Annotated in this window: 26 protein-coding genes; 11 read left to right on the top strand and 15 right to left on the bottom strand. The window is 39.4% G+C overall.

Annotated elements, in window-relative coordinates; genetic code table 11:
• Positions 1-109: 109 nt before the first annotated feature.
• The 10 genes from EHR01_RS05165 (at position 110) to gshAB (ending at position 10,004) form a co-directional block, all read left to right on the top strand.
• Positions 110-1,348, top strand: a complete 1,239-nt coding sequence (locus EHR01_RS05165; RefSeq protein ID WP_135693627.1) for an EAL domain-containing protein — start codon at positions 110-112, stop codon at positions 1,346-1,348.
• Between the two features lie 94 nt (positions 1,349-1,442).
• Entirely contained in the window at positions 1,443-2,195 is a 753-nt protein-coding gene (sufC, locus tag EHR01_RS05160) for a Fe-S cluster assembly ATPase SufC (RefSeq protein WP_004783640.1), read from the top strand.
• On the top strand, positions 2,192-3,349 hold the full coding sequence (locus EHR01_RS05155; protein WP_135693626.1) for a SufD family Fe-S cluster assembly protein: 1,158 nt from the start codon (positions 2,192-2,194) through the stop codon (positions 3,347-3,349). Before sufC ends, EHR01_RS05155 begins: the two co-directional genes overlap by 4 nt.
• Positions 3,349-3,663: a Rieske (2Fe-2S) protein gene (locus EHR01_RS05150; protein WP_135693910.1), complete on the top strand. Its 315-nt coding sequence runs from the start codon at positions 3,349-3,351 to the stop codon at positions 3,661-3,663. Before EHR01_RS05155 ends, EHR01_RS05150 begins: the two co-directional genes overlap by 1 nt.
• Positions 3,660-4,904, top strand: a complete 1,245-nt coding sequence (locus EHR01_RS05145) for a cysteine desulfurase (protein WP_135693625.1) — start codon at positions 3,660-3,662, stop codon at positions 4,902-4,904. Before EHR01_RS05150 ends, EHR01_RS05145 begins: the two co-directional genes overlap by 4 nt.
• Positions 4,888-5,310 carry an iron-sulfur cluster assembly scaffold protein gene (locus tag EHR01_RS05140; RefSeq protein ID WP_135693624.1) on the top strand — a complete coding sequence of 141 codons (423 nt, stop codon included), beginning with the start codon at positions 4,888-4,890 and terminating at the stop codon, positions 5,308-5,310. Before EHR01_RS05145 ends, EHR01_RS05140 begins: the two co-directional genes overlap by 17 nt.
• Positions 5,307-5,630 carry a metal-sulfur cluster assembly factor gene (locus tag EHR01_RS05135; protein WP_135693623.1) on the top strand — a complete coding sequence of 108 codons (324 nt, stop codon included), beginning with the start codon at positions 5,307-5,309 and terminating at the stop codon, positions 5,628-5,630. The genes EHR01_RS05140 and EHR01_RS05135 overlap by 4 nt, the downstream gene beginning before the upstream one ends.
• Complete coding sequence (gene ggt, locus EHR01_RS05130) at positions 5,627-7,387, top strand: gamma-glutamyltransferase (RefSeq protein WP_135693622.1); 1,761 nt, start codon at positions 5,627-5,629, stop codon at positions 7,385-7,387. The genes EHR01_RS05135 and ggt overlap by 4 nt, the downstream gene beginning before the upstream one ends.
• Before the next feature lie 3 nt (positions 7,388-7,390).
• The gene (gshA, locus tag EHR01_RS05125; RefSeq protein WP_135693621.1) at positions 7,391-8,983 is read left to right on the top strand and encodes a glutamate--cysteine ligase; all 1,593 of its coding nucleotides are present in this window, start codon (positions 7,391-7,393) and stop codon (positions 8,981-8,983) included.
• A gap of 1 nt (position 8,984) precedes the next feature.
• Entirely contained in the window at positions 8,985-10,004 is a 1,020-nt protein-coding gene (gene gshAB / locus EHR01_RS05120; RefSeq protein WP_135693620.1) for a bifunctional glutamate--cysteine ligase GshA/glutathione synthetase GshB, read from the top strand.
• 14 nt (positions 10,005-10,018) lie between these two features.
• Here gshAB and EHR01_RS05115 read toward each other — a convergent pair whose 3' ends face one another.
• The 12 genes from EHR01_RS05115 to EHR01_RS05060 form a co-directional block, all read right to left on the bottom strand.
• The gene (locus tag EHR01_RS05115) at positions 10,019-10,261 is read right to left on the bottom strand and encodes a glutathione S-transferase N-terminal domain-containing protein (RefSeq protein ID WP_135693619.1); all 243 of its coding nucleotides are present in this window, start codon (positions 10,259-10,261) and stop codon (positions 10,019-10,021) included.
• Positions 10,262-10,266: 5 nt separating this feature from the next.
• Positions 10,267-10,575: a Grx4 family monothiol glutaredoxin gene (gene grxD, locus EHR01_RS05110; protein WP_135693618.1), complete on the bottom strand. Its 309-nt coding sequence runs from the start codon at positions 10,573-10,575 to the stop codon at positions 10,267-10,269.
• 2 nt (positions 10,576-10,577) lie between these two features.
• Entirely contained in the window at positions 10,578-10,802 is a 225-nt protein-coding gene (locus EHR01_RS05105; protein ID WP_135693617.1) for a BolA/IbaG family iron-sulfur metabolism protein, read from the bottom strand.
• A 1-nt stretch (position 10,803) separates the two neighbouring features.
• Positions 10,804-11,475 carry a glutathione S-transferase family protein gene (locus tag EHR01_RS05100; protein ID WP_135693616.1) on the bottom strand — a complete coding sequence of 224 codons (672 nt, stop codon included), beginning with the start codon at positions 11,473-11,475 and terminating at the stop codon, positions 10,804-10,806.
• Positions 11,476-11,490: 15 nt separating this feature from the next.
• On the bottom strand, positions 11,491-11,772 hold the full coding sequence (locus EHR01_RS05095) for a BolA family protein (protein ID WP_135693615.1): 282 nt from the start codon (positions 11,770-11,772) through the stop codon (positions 11,491-11,493).
• Complete coding sequence (locus EHR01_RS05090; protein ID WP_135693614.1) at positions 11,756-12,526, bottom strand: ABC transporter permease; 771 nt, start codon at positions 12,524-12,526, stop codon at positions 11,756-11,758. The genes EHR01_RS05095 and EHR01_RS05090 overlap by 17 nt, the downstream gene beginning before the upstream one ends.
• A 2-nt stretch (positions 12,527-12,528) precedes the next feature.
• Positions 12,529-13,446 carry an ABC transporter ATP-binding protein gene (locus tag EHR01_RS05085; RefSeq protein WP_135693613.1) on the bottom strand — a complete coding sequence of 306 codons (918 nt, stop codon included), beginning with the start codon at positions 13,444-13,446 and terminating at the stop codon, positions 12,529-12,531.
• Positions 13,447-14,478, bottom strand: a complete 1,032-nt coding sequence (trhO, locus tag EHR01_RS05080; RefSeq protein WP_135693612.1) for an oxygen-dependent tRNA uridine(34) hydroxylase TrhO — start codon at positions 14,476-14,478, stop codon at positions 13,447-13,449. It lies immediately after the preceding gene.
• The gene (locus EHR01_RS05075) at positions 14,475-15,857 is read right to left on the bottom strand and encodes a dihydrolipoyl dehydrogenase (RefSeq protein ID WP_135693611.1); all 1,383 of its coding nucleotides are present in this window, start codon (positions 15,855-15,857) and stop codon (positions 14,475-14,477) included. Before EHR01_RS05075 ends, trhO begins: the two co-directional genes overlap by 4 nt.
• A gap of 95 nt (positions 15,858-15,952) precedes the next feature.
• Entirely contained in the window at positions 15,953-16,744 is a 792-nt protein-coding gene (locus EHR01_RS05070; protein WP_135693610.1) for an SDR family NAD(P)-dependent oxidoreductase, read from the bottom strand.
• A complete protein-coding gene (locus tag EHR01_RS05065; RefSeq protein WP_135693609.1) occupies positions 16,741-17,751 on the bottom strand; it encodes a zinc-binding alcohol dehydrogenase family protein in 1,011 nt (336 codons plus the stop codon). The genes EHR01_RS05070 and EHR01_RS05065 overlap by 4 nt, the downstream gene beginning before the upstream one ends.
• Positions 17,748-18,173, bottom strand: a complete 426-nt coding sequence (locus EHR01_RS05060) for a MauE/DoxX family redox-associated membrane protein (RefSeq protein WP_135693608.1) — start codon at positions 18,171-18,173, stop codon at positions 17,748-17,750. Before EHR01_RS05060 ends, EHR01_RS05065 begins: the two co-directional genes overlap by 4 nt.
• 97 nt (positions 18,174-18,270) lie before the next feature.
• Between EHR01_RS05060 and EHR01_RS05055 the strand changes: the two genes are divergently transcribed.
• Positions 18,271-19,173 (top strand): LysR family transcriptional regulator, encoded by a 903-nt coding sequence (locus EHR01_RS05055; protein ID WP_135693607.1) that lies wholly within the window; start codon positions 18,271-18,273, stop codon positions 19,171-19,173.
• Here the strand turns inward: EHR01_RS05055 and EHR01_RS05050 are convergent.
• Genes EHR01_RS05050 through EHR01_RS05040 form a run of 3 tightly spaced genes read right to left on the bottom strand, consistent with a single transcriptional unit; the run spans position 19,163 to position 21,136 of the window.
• Positions 19,163-19,927, bottom strand: a complete 765-nt coding sequence (locus tag EHR01_RS05050; protein WP_244309977.1) for an endonuclease — start codon at positions 19,925-19,927, stop codon at positions 19,163-19,165. The genes EHR01_RS05055 and EHR01_RS05050 overlap by 11 nt on opposite strands.
• On the bottom strand, positions 19,924-20,316 hold the full coding sequence (locus EHR01_RS05045; protein WP_135693606.1) for an MAPEG family protein: 393 nt from the start codon (positions 20,314-20,316) through the stop codon (positions 19,924-19,926). The genes EHR01_RS05050 and EHR01_RS05045 overlap by 4 nt, the downstream gene beginning before the upstream one ends.
• A 43-nt stretch (positions 20,317-20,359) precedes the next feature.
• Positions 20,360-21,136, bottom strand: a complete 777-nt coding sequence (locus EHR01_RS05040; RefSeq protein ID WP_135693605.1) for a hydroxyacylglutathione hydrolase family protein — start codon at positions 21,134-21,136, stop codon at positions 20,360-20,362.
• Positions 21,137-21,157: the final 21 nt, after the last annotated feature.

The following is a 21,157-nucleotide window of genomic DNA, read 5'->3' as shown; positions in this document are numbered from 1 at the left end:
TTGACATATTTGGGTCAAATTTGCGTCATTTTTCCTTGAAGTTGTCTCAAATTTAGGGATTTTGACTTGTCAGTTTTGAACTTAGTTCTAGCCTGGACGAAAGGGAACCATGTTCACAACGGAATCAACGGAAGGAAACCAGTTTTGGAACGAGACATACTTTGTCCCTCATTTCCAACCCATCGTTAATGCGATCAATCGCTCTATTTCAGCTTATGAAGTGCTTGGACGTCAGTTCAATCCAGAGGAAAACACCTACCATTCTTTAGGTGGGCTTTTCCACAATCGGGACCAGGATCCGGTTCCGGTGTACAATATTGACCGCATCCTTAGGGAAAAGGCAGTCCAGACTTTGAAAGAGAGTAATCTTCGGACCAAACTCTTTTTCAATATGATGCCAAACTTTCTTTCAAGGGTCCATCACACTGATCTTTTTGCCGAAAACTTCCATATCATCCAACTCATTGAAAAATACGGAATTGATCGCAACCAAGTTGTGATCGAAATCACGGAAGATGAATTTGATGGATCGATTGATCGTCTGATCCAAATTGTTCAAATTTTTCGAGACTATGGTTTAAAAATTGCGATCGATGATTTGGGAACAGGATTTTCCAATTTGGAACGAATTGGATATTTACACCCTGACATTATGAAAGTCGACATTCGCATCATGCGAGAGAGTCTGAACAAAAATTCCTTCAAACAAGTCCTCGGTGCCATTTCGGAGATGTCTCAAAAACTCGGAAGCCAACTTCTTTTTGAAGGGATTGAAACCGAGGAAGAGGTAAATCTTGCCCTTTCCATGGGTGCCAATCTATTACAAGGTTTCTACTTTTCTACTCCCAATCCACATTTTCTCAACCGCAATACATTCTCTGATAAAATGAAAACAGTACTCGAAAACTTTTCCAGTGTTCGTTCTACGGAATTACGGGAAAAAGGAGTCAGGGAACAGAGGATCATTGACCAACTCCAAGATTTGTTTTATGAACTTTCTGATGTCAAAGAGGATGAATTCTCCTATCGGTTTGGCCAAATCCTAGGCTCTTTGCCAAGAGAGATCCTCAAAGTCTTTGTTTGTGACGGTGAGGGTTACCAAATCACTCCCACTTACGATTTGGATCGTTTGAATGGCGGGTATTTGGAAAGAACCAGACAAATTGGAAACAATTACGCTTGGAAACCCTACTTTTTAAAACACAAAGAAGAGTCGGAGCGGTTTCGCAAAAAATGGGGGGTCACTTACCCTTTGTATGATATTTCAAACCAAAACCAATATGTGATTTTTACCTTCTCGCTAATGGATGGAAAGATCCTGATTGCACAGGTGGGTTGGTCGGAATAGAATCTTGTTTTTTTTGAGTGGTGCTTTTTCCTGGTAGAAGGGATTCGTCTAAATTATAGAATCATTCTAAATACATACAATACAGGATACCACCTTGTCCGCTATTCTCGAAATTAAATCTCTGCACGCTAGTGTAGGGGACAAAACGATCCTCCGGGGAGTCAATCTCACCATCGGACCCGGAGAGGTTCATGCCATTATGGGACCCAATGGGTCAGGAAAGAGTACCCTTTCCAATGTCATCCTTGGCCATCCAAAATATACCATCACATCGGGGGACATTCTCTTTCGAGGAGAGTCCATTTTAAACAAAACAACCGATGAAAGGGCAAGGCTTGGGCTCTTTTTGTCCTTCCAATACCCAACTTCTCTCCCTGGTGTTACCATTGGAAATTTTCTAAAATCCATTCTCAAAGCGCATAGGGGAAAAGAAGTTCCCGTCAAAGAATTCAAACAAGAATTAAAACAGTCTATGGATCTTTTGGAAGTGCCTCAGTCATTTATCGGGCGTTATGTGAATGATGGTTTTTCCGGTGGGGAAAAAAAACGAGCAGAAATTTTACAGATGAGTTTGTTAAAACCAGTTTTATCCATTTTGGATGAAACTGATTCTGGTTTGGACATTGATGCACTTCGCATTGTTTCGGAAGGAATCAATTCGAATCGAAATCCTGAACGTTCCATTCTTCTCATCACCCATTACCAACGGATGCTTAATTATATTGTTCCTGATTTTGTACACGTGTTTGCTGATGGACGAATTTTAGAAACTGGTGGCAAAGACCTTTCCTTAAAACTAGAGGAAGTTGGTTATGATTGGATTTTGGAGAGAGAAGGGGTCAAATGAATTCCTCACTCATAAAAAATCGATTGGTTCTCACAAAAGAACAAAATCCAAAATTTTATTCATCCTTACTCGAAATTTGGAATCAGTTAGAAATTCCAAATGATTCAGAAGAATCATGGAGAAAATTCCCAATTGGTTCTGTGGATTGGAACGAATTACAATTTGATCCAAAGGAAATCAATAGTGTTTCGTCTGAAGAAAATTCAGCAGAACAGGCATTATCTGAAGAAGTCATTGATTCCATTTTTGAAGCTATTTTAAAATACACACCGAAGGATTACTTTGCCTTTCTTAGTTTGGTTGCGGCGCCTAAATACGAGATGATACTTTTGGAAGAAGGAGAATCGGATTTCGATTTTGAAGAAGAAGGGGATAAACCAAAACATTCTGTACGGATTTTTTATCTCACAAAAGGAAAAACAACCAAAACACAAATCCAATTCAAAAACCAACATGATTCGGATAACCTACATCTGACTTCGGCTTTGGATTTTTATATTGCAGAAGATTCTTCTTATTTGGAGATTTTGGATCGTGAATCGAGTGATCCGGATTTATACCGATTCCGTAATGTTTGTATTCTTGGCCGAAATGATTCCCATATAAAATATCACTATTATCCAATGGGTGGATTTCGTTCTAAATTGTTTTTGCATGCTCATTTACTTGGGAAAGGTGCGGAAGTGACTGTAGATGGGGTATCAGCTCTTGGTGGTCGAAACCTAAAAGATTTAGATATGGAAATGTTCCATCATGCGGATTTTACCACTAGTAAAATTAGTTACAAAGCCATTGTGACTGATAAATCCCACCATATTTTTACGGGAAATTTAATCATTCCACCAAACTTAAAGAAGGTGACTGCTCACCAAGAATCGTTTAACCTTTCGTTGAATAAAAAAGCAAGAGCAGAGGCCAATCCTAAATTGGAAGTCCTTGCAGAAGATGTATCTTGTACACATGGGGCAACTGTCGGAGACATTGATGAGGAACAGTATTTTTATCTTTTGTCACGTGGACTGACTCCAGAAGAATCAAAGTCTTTACTTGTCACTGCCTTTTATGGTGAAACCATTCATTCGATTGGATTTTCAGAAGAAGTAAAGTTATCATTAGAATCTGAAATCAAAGAGATTCTTGTAGGAGGCAAATGATGGCCTTTAAAAAATTAATCTCTGTTTCCGAAGTTGGTGAAGGCAGTTTGGTGGTAGTCAAAACCCGTCATTTTAATCTTGTTGTGACAAAAGTCGAAGGGGAATTCTTTGCGTTTGAAGATTCTTGTACGCATGACGGAGAAGAAATCTCTTGTGGAAAATTAGAAGGTTGTGTCATCACTTGTCCCAGGCATTTTGCAAAGTTTGATGTACGCACGGGAAAGGTACTAGCTCTTCCTGCTACAGAACCCCTTGTGGTTTTTCCTGTTCGTGTGAACGGAGCCGATTTGGAAGTAGACTTGGAGGCGGTATGAGTTTAGATCCTTACCAAATCAGAAAGGACTTTCCTATTTTATCTCGTATTTTGCCAAATGGCAAACCGCTTGTGTATTTAGACAATGGTGCTTCTTCCCAAAAACCACAGTCGGTGATTGATGCAACGAATCAATATTATACGAACGACAACGCCAATATCCATAGGGGAGTCTATTATTTATCCCAACATGCAACCGAACTTTTTGAACGCACTAGGATTAAAACTTCTCATTTTTTTCAAGCACAGTGTGCAAAAGCAATCATCTTCACTCGTGGAACAACTGATGCCATCAATTTAGTGGCACAGACTTGGGGTCGAACCAATATCTCCGAAGGGGACGAGATTGTTTTATCCGTCCAAGAACACCATTCCAATCTAGTTCCTTGGCAAATGTTGGCCTTAGAGAAAAAAGCATTTTTAAAGTTCATTCCTATCCAGGAAGATACTACTTACGATTTATCTAACTTAAACGAAATCATCACCAAAAGAACAAAACTTGTCGCCATAAGCCAGATGTCCAATGTCACAGGAACGGTTCATGACTTAACAAGGATTATCAATCGTGTCCGCCAAGTGGGGGCAAAAGTTTTAGTGGATGGGGCGCAGGCAGCTTGTCATATGCCCATCCATTTGGTGGATATGGATGTGGACTTTTATGCTTTTTCCGCCCATAAGATGCTTGGGCCTACAGGTGTGGGAGTTCTTTTTGGAAAAGAGGAAATTCTGGAAGCTATGCCACCTTGGCTTGGTGGTGGAGACATGATCGAATCTGTGGAGCTGGAAACTTCTACTTATGCAGCACTTCCGGCAAAACTGGAAGCAGGGACTCCCAACATTGCTGGTGTGATTGGATTTAGCCATGCACTTGATTACTTACAAAAAGTAGGGATGAAAAACATCAAAGAACACGAACGGATGTTAACCGAGTATGCTTTGGATCGGCTTTATCGAATTGGTGGCCTTCGTATTTATGGAACCGAAGATTTAGACAAAAGAGGAGGAGTTGTATCCTTCACCATGGACGGAATCCATCCTCATGATGTTGGGTCCATTCTGGATGAAGAAGGTGTTGCCATTCGTGTGGGTCATCACTGTTGCCAACCTCTTATGAAACAATTGTCCATTCCTGGGACTTGTCGTGCTTCATTTTATTTATACAATACAAAAGAAGACATCGATGCCCTCGTACATTCGATTGAAAAAGTAAAATCAATCTTTGGTCGTGTCGCAAGAAAGTAAATTTGAAGATTTCCTACGATGGAAATCCTTCGGGTTATGGGAGAAACCTTCGGTTCCTTACCAAACACTAAAAGGGCTTAATCCTCTTTGCGGCGATGAAATTTATATTTATTACCAAGAGAAAGAAGACCATATTTTCCAAATTTTGGGACTTGGTGGTGAGTCTTGTTCGATCTGCTCGGCTGCAGCAGGTCTTCTTTTTCGAAAGAAAGAAGACCTTACTCCCAACCAATTCCAGTCTTATCTACTAGATCGGAAAAATTTTTTGGATGGTGAGGATTCTTGTTTGATTGGGGACGAAGAAGAGATATCCTTTTGGAAGGTTCTTCGTAACCATCCCGGCCGTTATCGTTGTGGTCTCCTTCCTTGGCAGACCTTATTAAAATTCAGAGAGGGTAATTTATGATTCGTGATCCAGAAACAGAAAAGGAATGGGAAGTATTCCATAGTGTTCGTATGGTGGAAGACCCGGAAATCGGCATCTCACTCATTGAACTAGGTTTGATTTATGATATCAAGGTAGAAGGTGAAAAAGCGGACATCACTATGACCTATACTTCGCTTGCTTGTCCCGCCGGCCCCCAGATGAAACAAGACATTGAAAACCATGCCCTTCGGGTAGATGGGATTAACGAAGCGGTGGTCCATGTCGTTTGGAATCCGAAGTGGGAACCTCGTTCTATGGCAAGCGAAGAAGCCAAAATGCAAATGGGGATCTTCGATTGAATTTTCCTTTCCAGATTCGCCTCCTTTTCCTTGTTTTATTTGTCTTTAACAGTTGTGAGACGATTCCTTTTTTACAAGGATCATTTTCGGGAAAGGAAGAGACAAAAATTCATCTCCCACAGATTGAGGGAGCAGATACAAAACGGGCACGTTATGAATTTTCGGGAAAAGAGATCATCATTTCTTCCGACCATCCTCTGGCCTCTCAAGCAGGAATGGAAGTTTGGAAACAAGGGGGGAATGTGGTGGATGTTTTTGCCGCTTCTAGTTTTGCGATCTCAGTCCTTCGTCCTCATTCCACAGGTTTATTCGGGGGTGGATTTGCCGTCATTTTTTTGCCCCAAAAGGGAAAATGGGCTTACGACTTCAGAGAACGTTCACCAAAAAAAGGAACTTCTTCTTTTTATCTAAATCCAGATGGCTCAGTGGCTTCTGGTAAAACTTTAAAAGGTGCCTACAGTGCAGGGGTTCCAGGAAACGTTCAGGGAATTTTACAAATCCAAAAACAACATGGGAAATTACCTTTAAATGCAATTTTGGCACCTTCGATTCGTTATGCGAAAAATGGGTTTTCTGTGTATGCTGATTTAGCAAATGTGATCTCGAAAACTTGGCCAGAAATGAATCCAGCCATGAAAAAAGTTTTTGGGATTGATAACCGGGCCATCCGGGAAGGTGAACTTCTCATCCAAGAAGATCTGGCAAAAACTTTGGAACGCATTGTTGAAAATGCAGAGAAAGAGTTTATCGAAGGGGAAACCATTCAACTGGTGACCAACTATTATTCTGAATATGAAAACTTTATCACTAGTGATGATTTCAAAACCTACCAAGTTCGGGTGACGGATCCTTTGGTAAGTTCGAGTTGGGGACATACTGTCCTTACCATGCCACCACCTAGTTCTGGTGTGCATCTCGTAACGATGATGAATTTGTATTCGGAAATGCAAAAACGAAAGTCCTTTCCTTCGGGGAATGTGGGGGAAATGATTCGCATCATTGAATCGATGCGGGTAGCTTACAGGGACCGAGCCGAATTTGGAGGAGATCCATTCTACACAACAGTACCTGTTCCGAAACTTTTGTCTTTAGGGTATGCCAAAGAGGAAGTAAACGAAATTGAAAAAAAAATCGTTTCGGGAAGTTGGCCCGGGCAAAAAGAAGAAAGTAAAAAACCTGAATCTTATAATACCACACATATCTCGATTATGGATAAGGACGGAAATGCTGTTTCTTCCACCCAGTCCATCAATGGAATTTTTGGGGCAGTGCAGATGGTCCCTGGCACTGGTCTTGTTCTCAACAATACGATGGACGACTTTGCAGTCGCACCCGGTGTTCCGAATCTTTACGGACTTGTAGGTTCCAAGGCCAATTCCATTGAACCTGGGAAAACTCCTCTTTCCAGTATGAGTCCAACCATCCTTCTGGATGAGGTTGGGAAAACCAAAATGGTGATTGGAGCTCCCGGCGGTTCGCAGATCCCAACATCCATTTTTAATACCTTATACCGGTATTTGGTCCAAAAAGAGGGTCTTTATGAAAGTGTTTCTTATCCGAGAATTCACCACCAATTCCAACCAGATCGTATTTTTTTAGATCCAGAAATAAAAGACTCCTTTCCGCAAACGGAATTACCATTTTACCAAGTCCAATATATTAGGCATCGTGCGAAAGTATTTGCCGTAGTGAGAGAGGGAGACCGTCTGATTGGCGTGTCAGATCCCAAAGGGGAAGGAGTCCCTTTAGGTTTTTAATCCATGAAATCAAAGTTATTAACATCGAACAAAAAAAATTCAACCCGTAATTTATTATCAGAAGAATACAGAGCTTGTTTACTAAGCGCCAAACATGGATTAGAGAGAGAAAGTGTTCGTGTGGATGGAAAATCCCAGATCTCCACAAACCCACATCCGAAATCTTTGGGTTCAAGTTTAACCCACCCACTCATTAAAACTGATTTTGCCGAAGCACAAATCGAATATGCAACAAATGTACATAAGTCTATTCCGGATGCTTTACGAGAACTGACAGAATTACATGCCTTTACTGCCAGTCGATTGGATGCAGAATATTTATGGCCCTTTAGTATGCCCCCGGTTTTACCTTCTGAAAATAAAATCGAAGTGGGAAATTATGGAACCTCTGTAGAAGGTCGAAAAAAAACTATCTATCGGAATGGATTAGGGCACCGGTATGGAAAGAAGATGCAAACGATTTCGGGTGTGCATTACAATATTTCCTTTGACACTTGTATGTTATCGGTAGTTTCTGAAAAACGTTTTAAAAAACCATTAACACCAAGTACAAAGTCACAAATATACTTTGATACCATTCGTAATTTTTATAGAATTTCACCTGCTTTATTGTATTTATTTGGGTCTTCTAGTTTAACGGATGTTACTTTTACTGAAGAGTCGAAACAAATTAAAAAACTAGATTCTAAAACTTTAAAGTCGGATTTTGCCACAACTCTTCGTCTTTCTAGTATTGGATATACAAGTAAAGTGCAAGGGAAATATCCTATTTCGGTAAATTCTCTGGAAGAGTATGCTTCTGACATGTGTCAGGTTGTTTCTAAATCTTACACACCATACAAACAGTTCAACGGAAAACCAACCAACCAGCTGAATGACCATATCCTTCAATTGGAAAATGAATACTACTCTCTTGTCCGTCCTAAACAAGTACCGAAAGGTGACGAACGAGTGGTGGATGCACTTGTGGAACGAGGAGTGGAATACTTAGAAATTAGGCTTTTGGATTTGGATCCTTTTTCTGCCATCGGTGTGGAAGAAAATAGACTCTATTTTTTACATATGGTTTTACTCTATTGTATGTTAAATGAATCACCTAAAGCAGATTTGGTGGAAATGGCAGACTGGAGAAAAAACCAAGAAGTAACCACTTGGTTTGGTAGAAAGGACGAAACAAAAGTTAAGTTTATGGGAGAAGAAATGAACCTCAGAGATTTAACCTACCAACTCTTTGTGGAAATTCAACCCATTGCTGACTTATTGGATGAAAATGATGGGAACGGCCCTTACAGTAAAGCCTGGGAAAATTTTTGGGAAAAATGGAACGATCCAAGCCAACTGGGTTCCACAATGTCAGAACTAGATCTAAAAATTCATAAATCCAGTTTTCGTGAATTTGGCCTGACACTTGCAAAATTACATAAAGAAGAACTTTTACAATACCCACTACCACCAAACGTAATCAAGTATTATGAAGATTTGAGTGTACAATCCATTTACGAACAACAAAAGATTGAAAACCTAGAGGGCAGTCATTTAAAGAAAAATCAAAAACCCATTCAAATTAAACCTCTAAAACTTTGTAGTGGGGTTTGAAGTGTCAGAGACAAAACCATTACCAGCAGGCTTTGAAGATTTAGAAATTTCCACACAAATCATCATTCGGGACGCCCTGACACGAGGGATCAAAATTGAGATGGTTGACCGCAAAGAAAACTTCCTACGTCTCGTCCAAGGAAACCATACGGAGTTTGTCAAAGAAGCGAGTAAAACGAGACTCGATAGTTTGATGACATACCTTGTAATGGAGAATAAAATTGCCTCCAAACTTGTGTTAGAGGAGAATGGAATCCGTGTTCCTGTGGGTCGAAATTATTCAAATTTAGAATCTGCTTTGGAAGACTATTCTTTCTTTTTAGACAAAAAGAAAGTCATTAAACCTGTCACAACCAACTTTGGACTGGGAATTGGAATTTCGGAGCCAGGAGATAGTTTAGAAAAATTTACTTCCTTTGTGAAAATTGCTTTGGGACTTTCCAATTCTATCATCATAGAAGAATTTATGGAAGGACCAGAGTATCGATTTTTGGTGTTAGGTGATGAGGTAATGGCTGTTTGTAACCGAGTTCCTGCCAATGTCATAGGAGATGGAAAAAGTTCGATTCGGGAACTAATCCAAAAAAAGAATGAAGATCCTAGACGGGGAGAAGGCCATAAAACCGCACTGGAAAAAATTCAGATGTCGGAAGTGGAATCACAAATCCTAAAAGACCAAGGCCTAGGTTTTGATTCGGTTCCAAGTTTAGGGGAACAAATTTTCCTCCGAAAAAATTCCAATATCTCTACCGGTGGAGATTCTCTTGATGTGACAGACAATGTACATCCAGAATTCAAATCCATTGCTGTATCCTGTGCCAAAGCAGCAGGGGCTGTGATTTGTGGGATCGATATCATTTCCTCAAGTATTGAATCAAAACCAGATCCAAAGACTTATGCGATCTTAGAAATTAATTTCAATCCTGTTCTTTATATCCATGAGTTTCCATATAGCGGCAAACCAAGGTTTGTTGGTGATAAAATATTGGATTTACTTGGGTTTCAATCGACTTCGAAGTAAGTAACTTCTTTCGATTAAGAGTATTTTGATTTTAAGTAAGTTATGATGTCTGCTGATTCATACATTTGGACATCACCATCGACGAGAAAAGGAACTTGGGAGATTCCTCCAAGCCGAACCACTTCTGCTCGGCCGGGAGTTCCGTAAGAAGCCTCAACAAATTCAATATCTTTTCCAGGTACAAGACCAAGTGATTCCGTTGTATGGATCACACGTCTGCAATAAGGGCAAGTATCGTATTGGAAGAGGCGGATCATAAAAATTATCCTGCTCTTTTGGTAAGCTCGCCAGACTGAGCCATTTGTACTGTGATGTCATGACCACCTACAAATTCACCTTTGATGTAAAGCTGAGGGATGGTCGGCCAGTTGGTAAATTCTTTGATTCCTTCTCTGATTTTCATATCAGAAAGAACATTGAAAGAACCAAACGGAATTCCGAGTTGTTTGAGAGTTGAAACTACTCCTGCTGAAAATCCGCATTGTGGCATTTCCGGTGTTCCTTTCATAAAAAGAAAAACTTTTTCTGAATTGATTAAGGATTCAATTTTGTCCTTTAACTCTTGTTCCATGGTTATTCGCTCCTAGTTTCCAATGCCAAAGCATGGATTTCTTCTTTTAATTCATCTTTCAAAGTGGCATACACCATCCGGTGTTGTTCAATGAGGCCCTTGCCAGCAAAGCCAGAAAAGGTAACCACTGCTTTGATATGGACTCCATCCCGATAGGGATCAAGAATTTCCACTCGAGAGCCGGGTAGGCCATCTTCAATTTTCTTTTGGATTTCTGGGATTGTCATCCTATAGTATTCCTCCCATCCAGGAATGGTGGGCTTTGATAAATTCAAGATATTCTTTAGGCACTTCTGGTAAAACAGAATTCTTTACAGATGGCAATGAAAGTAGAGTTTCGCTCCACTTTTGGATTTTTGGAAAATCTTTTAGTAAGTAAAGTTCTGGGTTATGGTCGGCTAAAAATTGTAGGCGCATAAAAAATGGAGCAAAGGCAGTATCCACCAAATGCATTTTGGATCCAGCAAAGAAAAGAGAATTGCTTGTGGAGGAAGGAAGGCTTGCTTCTAAGATTTTGAATTTTGAAAGGAGTTCTTCTCTTTTTTTATCCGAATCTGTTTTTTCCTTTGCCATCGTCCATCCGTATTGGTCCACAAGGAGGGCACTGGCAAATTCTGTCCAGGAACGGTGTTTGGCTTTTTGGATGGGATCTTTCGGATGCAGAGCGGGTGCACTCGTTTCATCAAGGTATTCGTTGATGACTGCGGATTCGAAAATCACATCGTCTCCCACTTGTAAGACGGGTACTTTCCCAAATGGAGAAATCTTTAAAAACCAATCAGGTTTGTTTGCGAGGTCTATGTATTTGATATCATAATCCACTTTTTTTTCAAGAAGGTTGATCACAGATCGTTGCACATAGGGACAAAGTTTAAAGCTGATGAGAACGGGTTTTGTCATACTGATTAGACTCACCTAAGGAGCAGAAAGATCCATTTCTAGAGCATGGAGGCCTTTCTTAAATTCTTCTCCGAGTTCGGCGTAGACCAATCGGTGGTTTTCTACAGTGGATCTTCCGGAAAATTTGGAGGAAACCATTTGCAAACGGAAATGGGTTTCTTTGGAGTCTTTGGTCATTCCTGGGTGGCCCGCATGTTCGAGAGAAACATCTCGAAGGAGGATTGACACAGGTTGAAATTTTTCATGAAGGATGGTTTCCATTCGATTCAGTCTTGAGTTTTTAGTTTCTGATTCCATAACCAATTTTCATTAACCTCACATTGATAATAAAAAGAATTCCTGAAAGTAGAATGATGAACCCAAAAGAAAAGTATAAATTTACATCGGTTACACCAATAAATCCATATCGAAACAAGTTCACCATATAAAGGATGGGATTGAAGTAGGATACCATTTGCCAAAATCCAGGAAGGTTTTTTACCGAATAAAAAACACCACCAAGATACGTAAGTGGAGTTAAAATGAAGGTGGGAATGATGGTCACATCATCAAATTTTTTTGCAAACAGTGCATTAAAAAAACCACCTAAAGAAAACAAAATGGAAGTCATAAGGACAGTGAAAAGAATCACAAACGGATTATGGAACCGGAGGTTTGTAAAAAATAGAGAGGTAAGTGTGACAAGAATTCCCACAAAGATTCCTCGCACCACACCACCAAAGGTATAACCGATGACAATGGTATAAGGTGAGGTCGGTGACACGAGTAACTCTTCAATGTTTTTTTGGAACTTACTGGAGAAAAAGGAAGAAACCACATTGTTGTATGAATTGGTGATGACACTCATCATAATTAGGCCCGGAACAATGAACTCAATGTAAGTGAATTCTCCTATTTTTCCAATTTGACGACCAACTAGTTCTCCAAAAATTAAAAAATATAAGGCCATCGTGATGACTGGTGGGATGAGAGTTTGCACCCAGATCCGAATGATGCGAATCCATTCTCTTCGCACAATGGTTTGTAAGGCTGTGAAGTTTTGTTTCCACATATTTAGTTTTTTCCTGTTAATGATAAAAAGAGTTCTTCCAATCGGTTGGATTTATTTCTAAGACTTAGAACTTCTAAGTTCAGTTTTGTAAGTTCAGTAAACAATTGGTTCACCGATTCTTTTTTATCTAACTGAACTTCTAAACTATGGTCATCTAACCAGTCCCAGGTGAATTTTTTTGACATAGGTTTTGATTTGATCGATTTTTTTAAATCGATAATAAAAGTTTCTTTGTCCAAACGATGTAGGAGTTTTTTCATCGAAGTGTTTTCCACAATCTCTCCCTTGTCGATGATGGCTATGTTCTTACACAGAGATTCTGCTTCTTCCAGGTAATGGGTTGTGAGGATGATGGTTTTTCCAGCCTGGTTCAGTTCTTTTAAAAATTCCCACATAGACCGACGGATTTCGATATCCACACCTGCTGTGGGTTCATCTAAAATCAGAAGTTGGGGATCGTGGACGAGGGCCCTTGCAATCATCAGTCTTCGTTTCATGCCGCCGCTGAGTTGGCCGGCAGCTGACTTCCGTTTGTCGATCAGTGATAGTTTTTCTAAGTAATATTCGACTTTTTCCTTGGCTTCTTTGTATGGGATTCCGTAAAAACCGGCTTGGTTGATTAGGATTTGTTCCACAGCTTCAAAAATTCCAAAATTAAATTCTTGGGGGACAATTCCAAGAAAGGTTTTGGCAAGGTCAGGTTGCAAATCAATGTCAGTTCCAAAGATTTTGACTTTCCCTCCTGTTTTATTAATCAAAGAACTTAAAATTCCAATGGTTGTTGATTTCCCTGCACCATTGGGACCAAGTAAGGCAAAAAAATCTCCTGATTCTACTTTCAGATTTATGGAACGAAGGGCTTTCACTCCATTGGAATATGTCTTTTCTAAACCTTCTAATTCGATTGCGTATTTTTGCATTTATCTTCCTACTAGTTTCCTTGTTAGATGGTGTGTCGGATACTTTTTATTTTTGATATTTTCTTTTCGTAAGTTTTTTTGCATATCTTCTGGGAGTAAGATGATATTTTTACATTCCTCGGAACAACAACCAAGAAGTTCTTTAGAACAATCTTCACATTGAACAAGAAGAACATGGCAACCAAGATTGGCACAGTTGGTATGTCGATCACTCGGTTTTCCACAAGTATAACAAACGGTTAGAACATCATCTGTCACTCTTTCCCCCAAACGATCATCAAAAACAAAGTTCTTCCCTTTGAACTTAGAAGGGATACCAGCATCTTGGACTGCCTTTGCATAATTGATGATCCCTCCACGCAATTGGTGGACTTTGGAAAAACCTTTGTATTTTAAATAGGCGCTGGCTTTTTCACAACGAATCCCACCGGTGCAGTAGAGTAGAATTTTTTTATCTTTGTTTTCTTTTAAGAGATCTTCCACAAGAGGTAATTCTTCTCTAAACGTTCCCACATCAGGTAGAATGGCATTCTCAAAATGTCCTACTTCGGATTCATAATTATTTCGTAAATCCACCACAACCACACCAGGTTCGGAAATGGCATCATGAAACTCGAGAGGTGTTAGGTGAGTTCCAACATCCGAAGGATCAAATTTTGAATCATCAAGTCCATCAGCTACAATTTTTTTGCGAACCTTAATGGCGAGTTTGATAAAACTTTCTTTTTTGTCTTCGACAGCATCGTTAAAATAGATTTTGTTTAGTTCGGGAATTGAATCAACTGCCGAACGTAGTGCTTCATAGTTTTCGATCGGGATTGAAAATTGGGCATTGATCCCTTCTTTTGCTAAATATATTCTACCGAGAATACCTAAATCTTCAAAGGCATCATAAAGTTTGTCCCGAAATTGAATTGGGTCTTCCAATTTCACATAACGATAAAAGGAAATGACACGACGTTCTCTTGTGTCCATTTCCACACGTTTTTTTAAGGTTTCTTTGTCATAACGGTTGAATAAAAACTTTTTCATTTGGCACCTTTCAGTTTTTCTTCTTTTACTTTTCGAAAAGCATTTCTTGTGATCTCAGAAATGGCAGGGTGGATATAGATCATTCCCAAATAATCATCTAATTTGGCTTTTAAATACATCCCAAGTAGGATTTGGTGTATGAGGTTTGCTGCTTCCTCACCTATGATATGAGCACCTAGTACCTGTTCGGTTTCTTTGGAAACTAACACTTTCACAAATCCGGAATCGGACATTCTTGCCATCCCTGTGGCACTGGAAGAATAGGGGTTTACACCTTTGTAATAGGGAATTTGTTTTTGGAGGAGTTCCTCTTCTGTGAATCCAACACTTGCAATTTGAGGGTGTGTGAATACTGCTTCCGGCATAGGAGGGTATTGGATGGGTTGGTTTTCTTTTTTTCCATACAAAAGGTCAAAAAGATATTCCCCTTCAAAATTGGCACTATGGCGAAAAAAATACCTTCCGATCACATCGCCGAAAGCATAAATTCCAGGTTCTGTGGTTTCTAAGTGATCATTCACTTGGATGTATCCACTAACGTTTGTTTTGATTTTAGTATGTTCGAGTCCAAGATCGTCCGTATTCGGTCGAATACCCGTGGCCACTAGAAGCAGCTCTGCGGAATGGGTGGTTTTTTTTCCTTGGTCGTTCCACCCTGTGACAAAAAAAAGACCATCTTTGAATTCTACTGTTTCGATTTGATAATGAGATTCGATGGGGAATGGTAAATGTTTATTTAATTCCTTTTTGATCTCACCATCAGCTGTTCGCAAAACATCTGTTCGTGTAAGTCCGATTACATCCGAACCATAGGCCTTGTAAGCTGCACCCAGTTCCAAAGAAATAAATCCGGCACCAATGATGATGAGTGATTTTGGAAATTTGTCTGGAGACAGTGCCTCTCTCGAAGTCCAAAACGGAGTTGTTTTTAGTCCAGGGATATCTGGGATATTGGGTCTTGTCCCTGTAACAATGAATATATGTTTGGCGGTATAAGTTTCTTCTCCATCGGATAGGATACGTTCAGCGATGAATCGAACTTGTTTTGGGTAATAGTCAATATTTGGATTTTTTTCGTAAGCGATGGGAATGGAATCGGAATCTGATTTTACCGCCTCGTTCACTCGTTTGAAAATTTTTGTGACATCAGCTACAGGTTTCTCTTTAAAAAATACAGGGTATTTTTCCGTACCCTCTGCCATACGCATGAGTTCTGAAGGATAAATCACCATTTTGGAAGGAATACAACCCCGATTGAGACAAGTCCCTCCCGGAGTTTCCTTTTCAAAAACAGCGACTCGTTTTCCGATTTTGGAAGGTGGGGTTACAAGTTTGGTTCCTGCCCCCGCCCCAATGACAATGATGTCATATTCTTTCATACTGGTTCCAGCTTGGAAATTTGCCGGTTTTCTGTAAATGAAGCAAAATTCCTTTTCCTATTTTTAGAAAAACCAAACCATCCAAGTTCCGGGTTTTAAATCGATTTATAGACTCCTCCATCAGCTCGAACGGAGGCACCGTTGATCATCGATGCAAGTTCGCTTGCGAGGAAGAGGATGACATTCGCAATTTCCTCAGGTTTTGCAAAACGTTCCACTAAGGATGAGGGTCTATTTTCTCGAATGAAGTCCTTTGCCATTTCTTCCTTTGATTTTCCCTTTTCCTTTGCCAGGGACTCAATAAAATCTTCCACCCCTTCCGAAAGTGTAGGGCCTGGCAAAACCGAATTGACTGTAACACTTGTTCCCTTACAAACTTCAGCGCTACCGCGAGAGATGGAGAGCTGTGCGGTTTTACTCATTCCATAGTGAACCATTTCCACAGGAATGTTGAGAGCCGATTCACTTGAAACAAAAACAATACGGCCGTAGTTTCTTTGGATCATCCCTTTTAAGTAATATTGGGTGAGTTCGGCACCACTTAAGACATTGGTTTCATACATTTTTTTCCAATCTTCTCTTTTGATTTCAAAAAAAGGTTTTGGCTCAAAGTATCCTGCATTGTTCACCAGTACATCAAGTTCAGGAATTTCTTTTGTCAGTTTTTGGATTCCTTCCTCTATTGCTAAATCGGCTGATACCCCACCTAACTTTGCATTCGGTACGATTGCTTTGATTTTGGAAATGGCCACTTTTACATCTGCCTCCGACCTACCGTGGAGGAACACTTCAGCACCTTCTTTTGCAAAACTCAGTGCGGTTTGAAACCCAATCCCTTTTGTGGATCCTGTCACCAAAACTTTTTTGTCTTTTAGACCTGTATTCATTTTTTGATTCCTCCGAGTACGATTTTACCTATCGTTTTTCCTGTTTGTAATAGTTCGTGTGCTTTGTTTAGACTCTCGACAGTCATCTCTCCCAAATCTAATTTGTTTGTTGGGATGATTTTTCCTTTGTCCACAAGGTCGCCAATTTCTTCTAACAATTGTTTTTGTTTGATTCGGTCTTCTGTTTGGTACATGGACCTTGTAAACATAAACTCATTTAAATATCCATTACTTTTGGATTTAAGAAGGTTCATATTGAGGGGAGATCCAGATTCGACGATAGAACATATATTTCCAAAGGGGAAGAGCACCTTCGCTAAATTTTCGAAATGGTCTTTCGGATCACTCAAAAGAAGGACTTCATCAACTCCATTGAGTCCAAAGGTTTTGATTTGTTCCAGGTAATCTTTGTTTGGATTGACTACCAAATCAGCACCGAGGGACTTGACCCAAGTGTTCGATTCTTCTCGGGAAGCCGTCACAATGACCTTTGCATTTGTTTTTTGTTTTAAAATTTGTATGGTGATACTTCCCACACCCCCAGCACCTGCCACAACAAGAACTGTTTTATTTTTTAATGGATCCAATTTTAATTTTTCAAAAATGGACTCATAAGCAGTAATCGTTGTTAGAGGAAGGGATGCAGCTTCTTTGAAACTAAGAGTTTTTGGTTTTTTTCCTACTATAAACTCATCTACTACTTGGAATTCAGCATTACTTCCTGGTCGTTTGAGATCACCTGCGTAAAAAACCTCGTCTCCCAATTGCAAAGTGGATACCTTTGCACCAAGTTCCGTCACAACACCTGCAGCGTCCCATCCTAAAATTCTTGGACCAGGATTTTCCTTTGTGATCGAATTTCTAACTTTATAATCGACTGGATTGACAGAAATCGCTTTGACTTCTATTCGAACATCGTGTGGTCCAATTGGTTCTTTCGGAACATCTAATGTTTGTAATACGGATTTTTTTTCAATGGAATCATAAACGGCGGCAATTACTTTCATAAATTCCTCATTTTAAAAAATGAATCAATTGATAGGATTTGGTTATCTACCGAACTTAGAGCTAAAAAATAACAGACCATATAAATCATTTGGATTCCAACGATCTCCCATTTTTCAAGTAAACACATTCCAAAGATGAGTGAACACATGAGTAAACTGGCCAATACCAAACTCCATTTTGTATTCCATCCTAAAATGATGAGAACACCTAATAATAATTCCAGAGGAGGGATGATATATCCCATTGTACTAATGAGAACGGACGGGAGTGGAGTTTCAGAAAAAAGGGTTTTGATCCAATCCCGAAAAACTTCATATTTGTTGCCCATGCGAACAATGCCATGCCCTAAAAGGTTGGCTCCGATAGCGATTCGTAACACTAGACTGGCTAATGTGATTCCGTTGGTTTCTATTGCATTCATAGCACCCGGTCTTTCTGGGATCCCGTTTTTGTATATAAAAAATATTCAATTATGTATTTGATTGACTTATTGTATATTATTAGTATACAATGGTGGGATGATTTCACCGATTCGAGACCTCGATGACCTAAAAACCTTTGTTTTGGTGGTCCAAGAGCGAAGTTTTACCCAAGTTGCCGCACGTTTGGGGTTAACAAAGGCAGCGGTTGCCAAAAGAATCCAGGGTTTAGAAAAACTTTGGAACACACAGTTGTTTTATCGGAACACAAGAAAGGTGATCCCTACAAGAGAGGCAGACCTAATTTTTCAAAAAGTGATTTCTGTCATTGAGAGTGTGAAGGAACTAGAAAATTCTTTAACCAACAAAGATGAGTTAGAGGGAATCCTTCGGGTCACATGTGTGAGTTCTATGGCAAAGAATTTTGTATCCGAAGTCATAGAAAAGTTCCAAGAACAAAATCCTAAAATTACCATCCAACTCATTGTCACCGATAGTTTGCTCGATCTTATGGAAGAGTCGATTGATATTGGAATACGTGTCGGAACAGAGATTCCATCTGGACTTGTTGGAATGGAATTATTTAAAAATAAAATTTCAATTGTTGTGAGTCCGTTGTATTTGAAAATGAAAAAGAAAATTCTTTCTCCAAAGGATTTAGAAAAACATAATCTTTTGTATTTGGATTTACATAAAACGGTTCAATTTTCTGGAACTAATTTGTCTTTGAGTGATGTAACAAAGGAGAGATACTTTTTGTCAAATGATGCTGCAAGCCTTGTGCAAATGGGACTGAAAGGAAGAGGGGTTCTCATTCGTTCCTTTTGGGACATTGAAGAATATATCCAAGAAGGAAAACTGATTCCCATCTTAACCGACCATTCCTTAGAAAACTTTGGAAGTGTCTGGGTGATCCATCCGAGTAACAGGACTCCTTCCAGAAGGATGATGGTCTTTCGTAATTTTTTAGAATCTGAATGCAGTTTGCGATTCAATCAATGAATGGATTTTTGACCTTCTGGATTTTTTCGATGATTTCATTTTTTCGAATTTCAAAGGTATCGGGTGGGTCCAGTTGGTTCCAAGATTCATAAAGTTTTCTTCTATTTTCTGGAACCGGAATCCCATATTTCCATTCCATATAAAAATAGGTTCGAGCAATGTCACCGCGAATGTTTGGTTTGGGTTCTGCTGATTGTTCTTTGAAATTGATTTCAAAATCACATAACCCATAGTTTCTTTCTTCACCTTCAATTTCGCCATACGAGAAGGTTCCACGGTCTGCATTGATTTCTCCGGGAACAGGAACAATATTGTGCATATCCGCTTCCATTCGATTAAATTCAGGATCGGTGGCCCTGCAACATTTTCGTCCCCGCACCGGTTTTCCATTGGCCTCACAGTTTTCTTTAGTCCAACATTCCCTGTTATTCCCAAAACTATAAGCAGGTACAATGTGTTCCCACTCAATCCATGTTTGGCGGTGGTTGTCTTTTCGGCTTGAGAGCCCGCAGGAGGTAAAATCGATTTTGAGCCTTCCGAAGTTCTCTTTATCTTCTGAAAAGGAACAACCACAATAGAAGTCAGTTCCCACCTTTTTATAAAAACGTTTTAGAACCCGTTTGGCTTTTTGAAAATCAAACTCTCTAGAGTGGTATTCTTTTGTTTCTTCTTTTTCTTCTGTTTGCGCGTAGAGAAAAAAACTAACCAAACATAGGAGAAAAAAAGTGAAATAGGTATAGTGGACTTTTTTCAAGGGAGAATTGGTAGTAAATAGATCAACATTGTACAAAGAAATGCTAAAGTCCAAATGGTTGACCTAGCTTTTGGTAGATCTGCAATATAAAGATAAATATATAAAAAACGCAAAGCCACAAAACTCATCGCAAGAATTTCTAACCAATAAAAATCAACTTCCAGGAGAAGATTGAATAAAATAGCGACAGAAAAAATCGAAAATGCCTCAAATCCGTTTTGATGTGCACCGTTCGCTCGAGCACCCCAACCAGTGAGTTTTGATTGTTGCATTCTCGGATGATGGTTATCGTAACCTTTTCCTTCTTTTGCCATTGCAATGGCAACAATTCCTTTTGCTAAATAAATTTGGCCGATTGAAACAAGTAAACAAATAGTAATGATCGTCATTGGCTAAAGTTTGTCTTTTCTTTGTAGTTTGTAAAATACAAAATTACCAATGATCTCTTAGTTTTCGTAGTGTCAAAAATATGGAACGATCATTTGAATAGGTTTCCTTTAGCTCCGTTAGTCGGTCTTTGACTGAGTTTGTATTCCTTCTAAAAAAAGGGTTTAGGTTTTTCTCTGCACCCATTTCAGAAATTTGAAAAGGTTTTAAAGAAGATTTGTAACTGTCCCGATACGTATTCTTTGGATCCACATGTTCTGCAAAATTTAAATTATTATCCCAATAATCATGACCTGGATACAGTAAACAAGAATCGGGTAGGGATTCAAAACGAGATTGAATAGTCTCATATAAAACGTTTGGATCTCCACCTCGAAAACAATTTCCTACACCTGCATTAAATAGGGTATCTCCGGAAAAAATCCCTAAGATGGTTTTTGAATTTTTACGAACAAAGCTTAGGTGGGAAAATGTATGGCCAGGTGTATCCCAAACAGCTAGTGATTCTTTTTCCACGGAAAAAACAAGATCACCTTCTTTTAGAATTTGATCCATCCCAGGAATTTTGTGTTTTGCATCTTTGTGACCGTAGACAATCGCTTTTGTTTCTTCTTTTAGTTCTAAATTGCCTTGGGTATGGTCTCCATGTTCGTGGGTATTGAGAATTCCTTTGATTTTCACTCCTAACTTTTGTGAATGGTTTAGGATCTGTTTTGCATCAAAGGGATCAATACAATATGCCTCGCCTGTCCGATTGGAATAAACGAGGTAACTATAATTTCTGAGTGGTGAGTTTGTAAAGATGGGAAGGATTTCTATCATTTGAGCCAATCCTTCCCAAAG

The sequence above is a fragment of the Leptospira mtsangambouensis genome (assembly GCF_004770475.1).
In the GTDB taxonomy this organism is placed as follows: Bacteria; Spirochaetota; Leptospiria; order Leptospirales; family Leptospiraceae; genus Leptospira_A; species Leptospira_A mtsangambouensis.
Note: the sequence above shows the minus strand (reverse complement) of the source record. Positions and strands in the feature narration are given on the sequence as shown.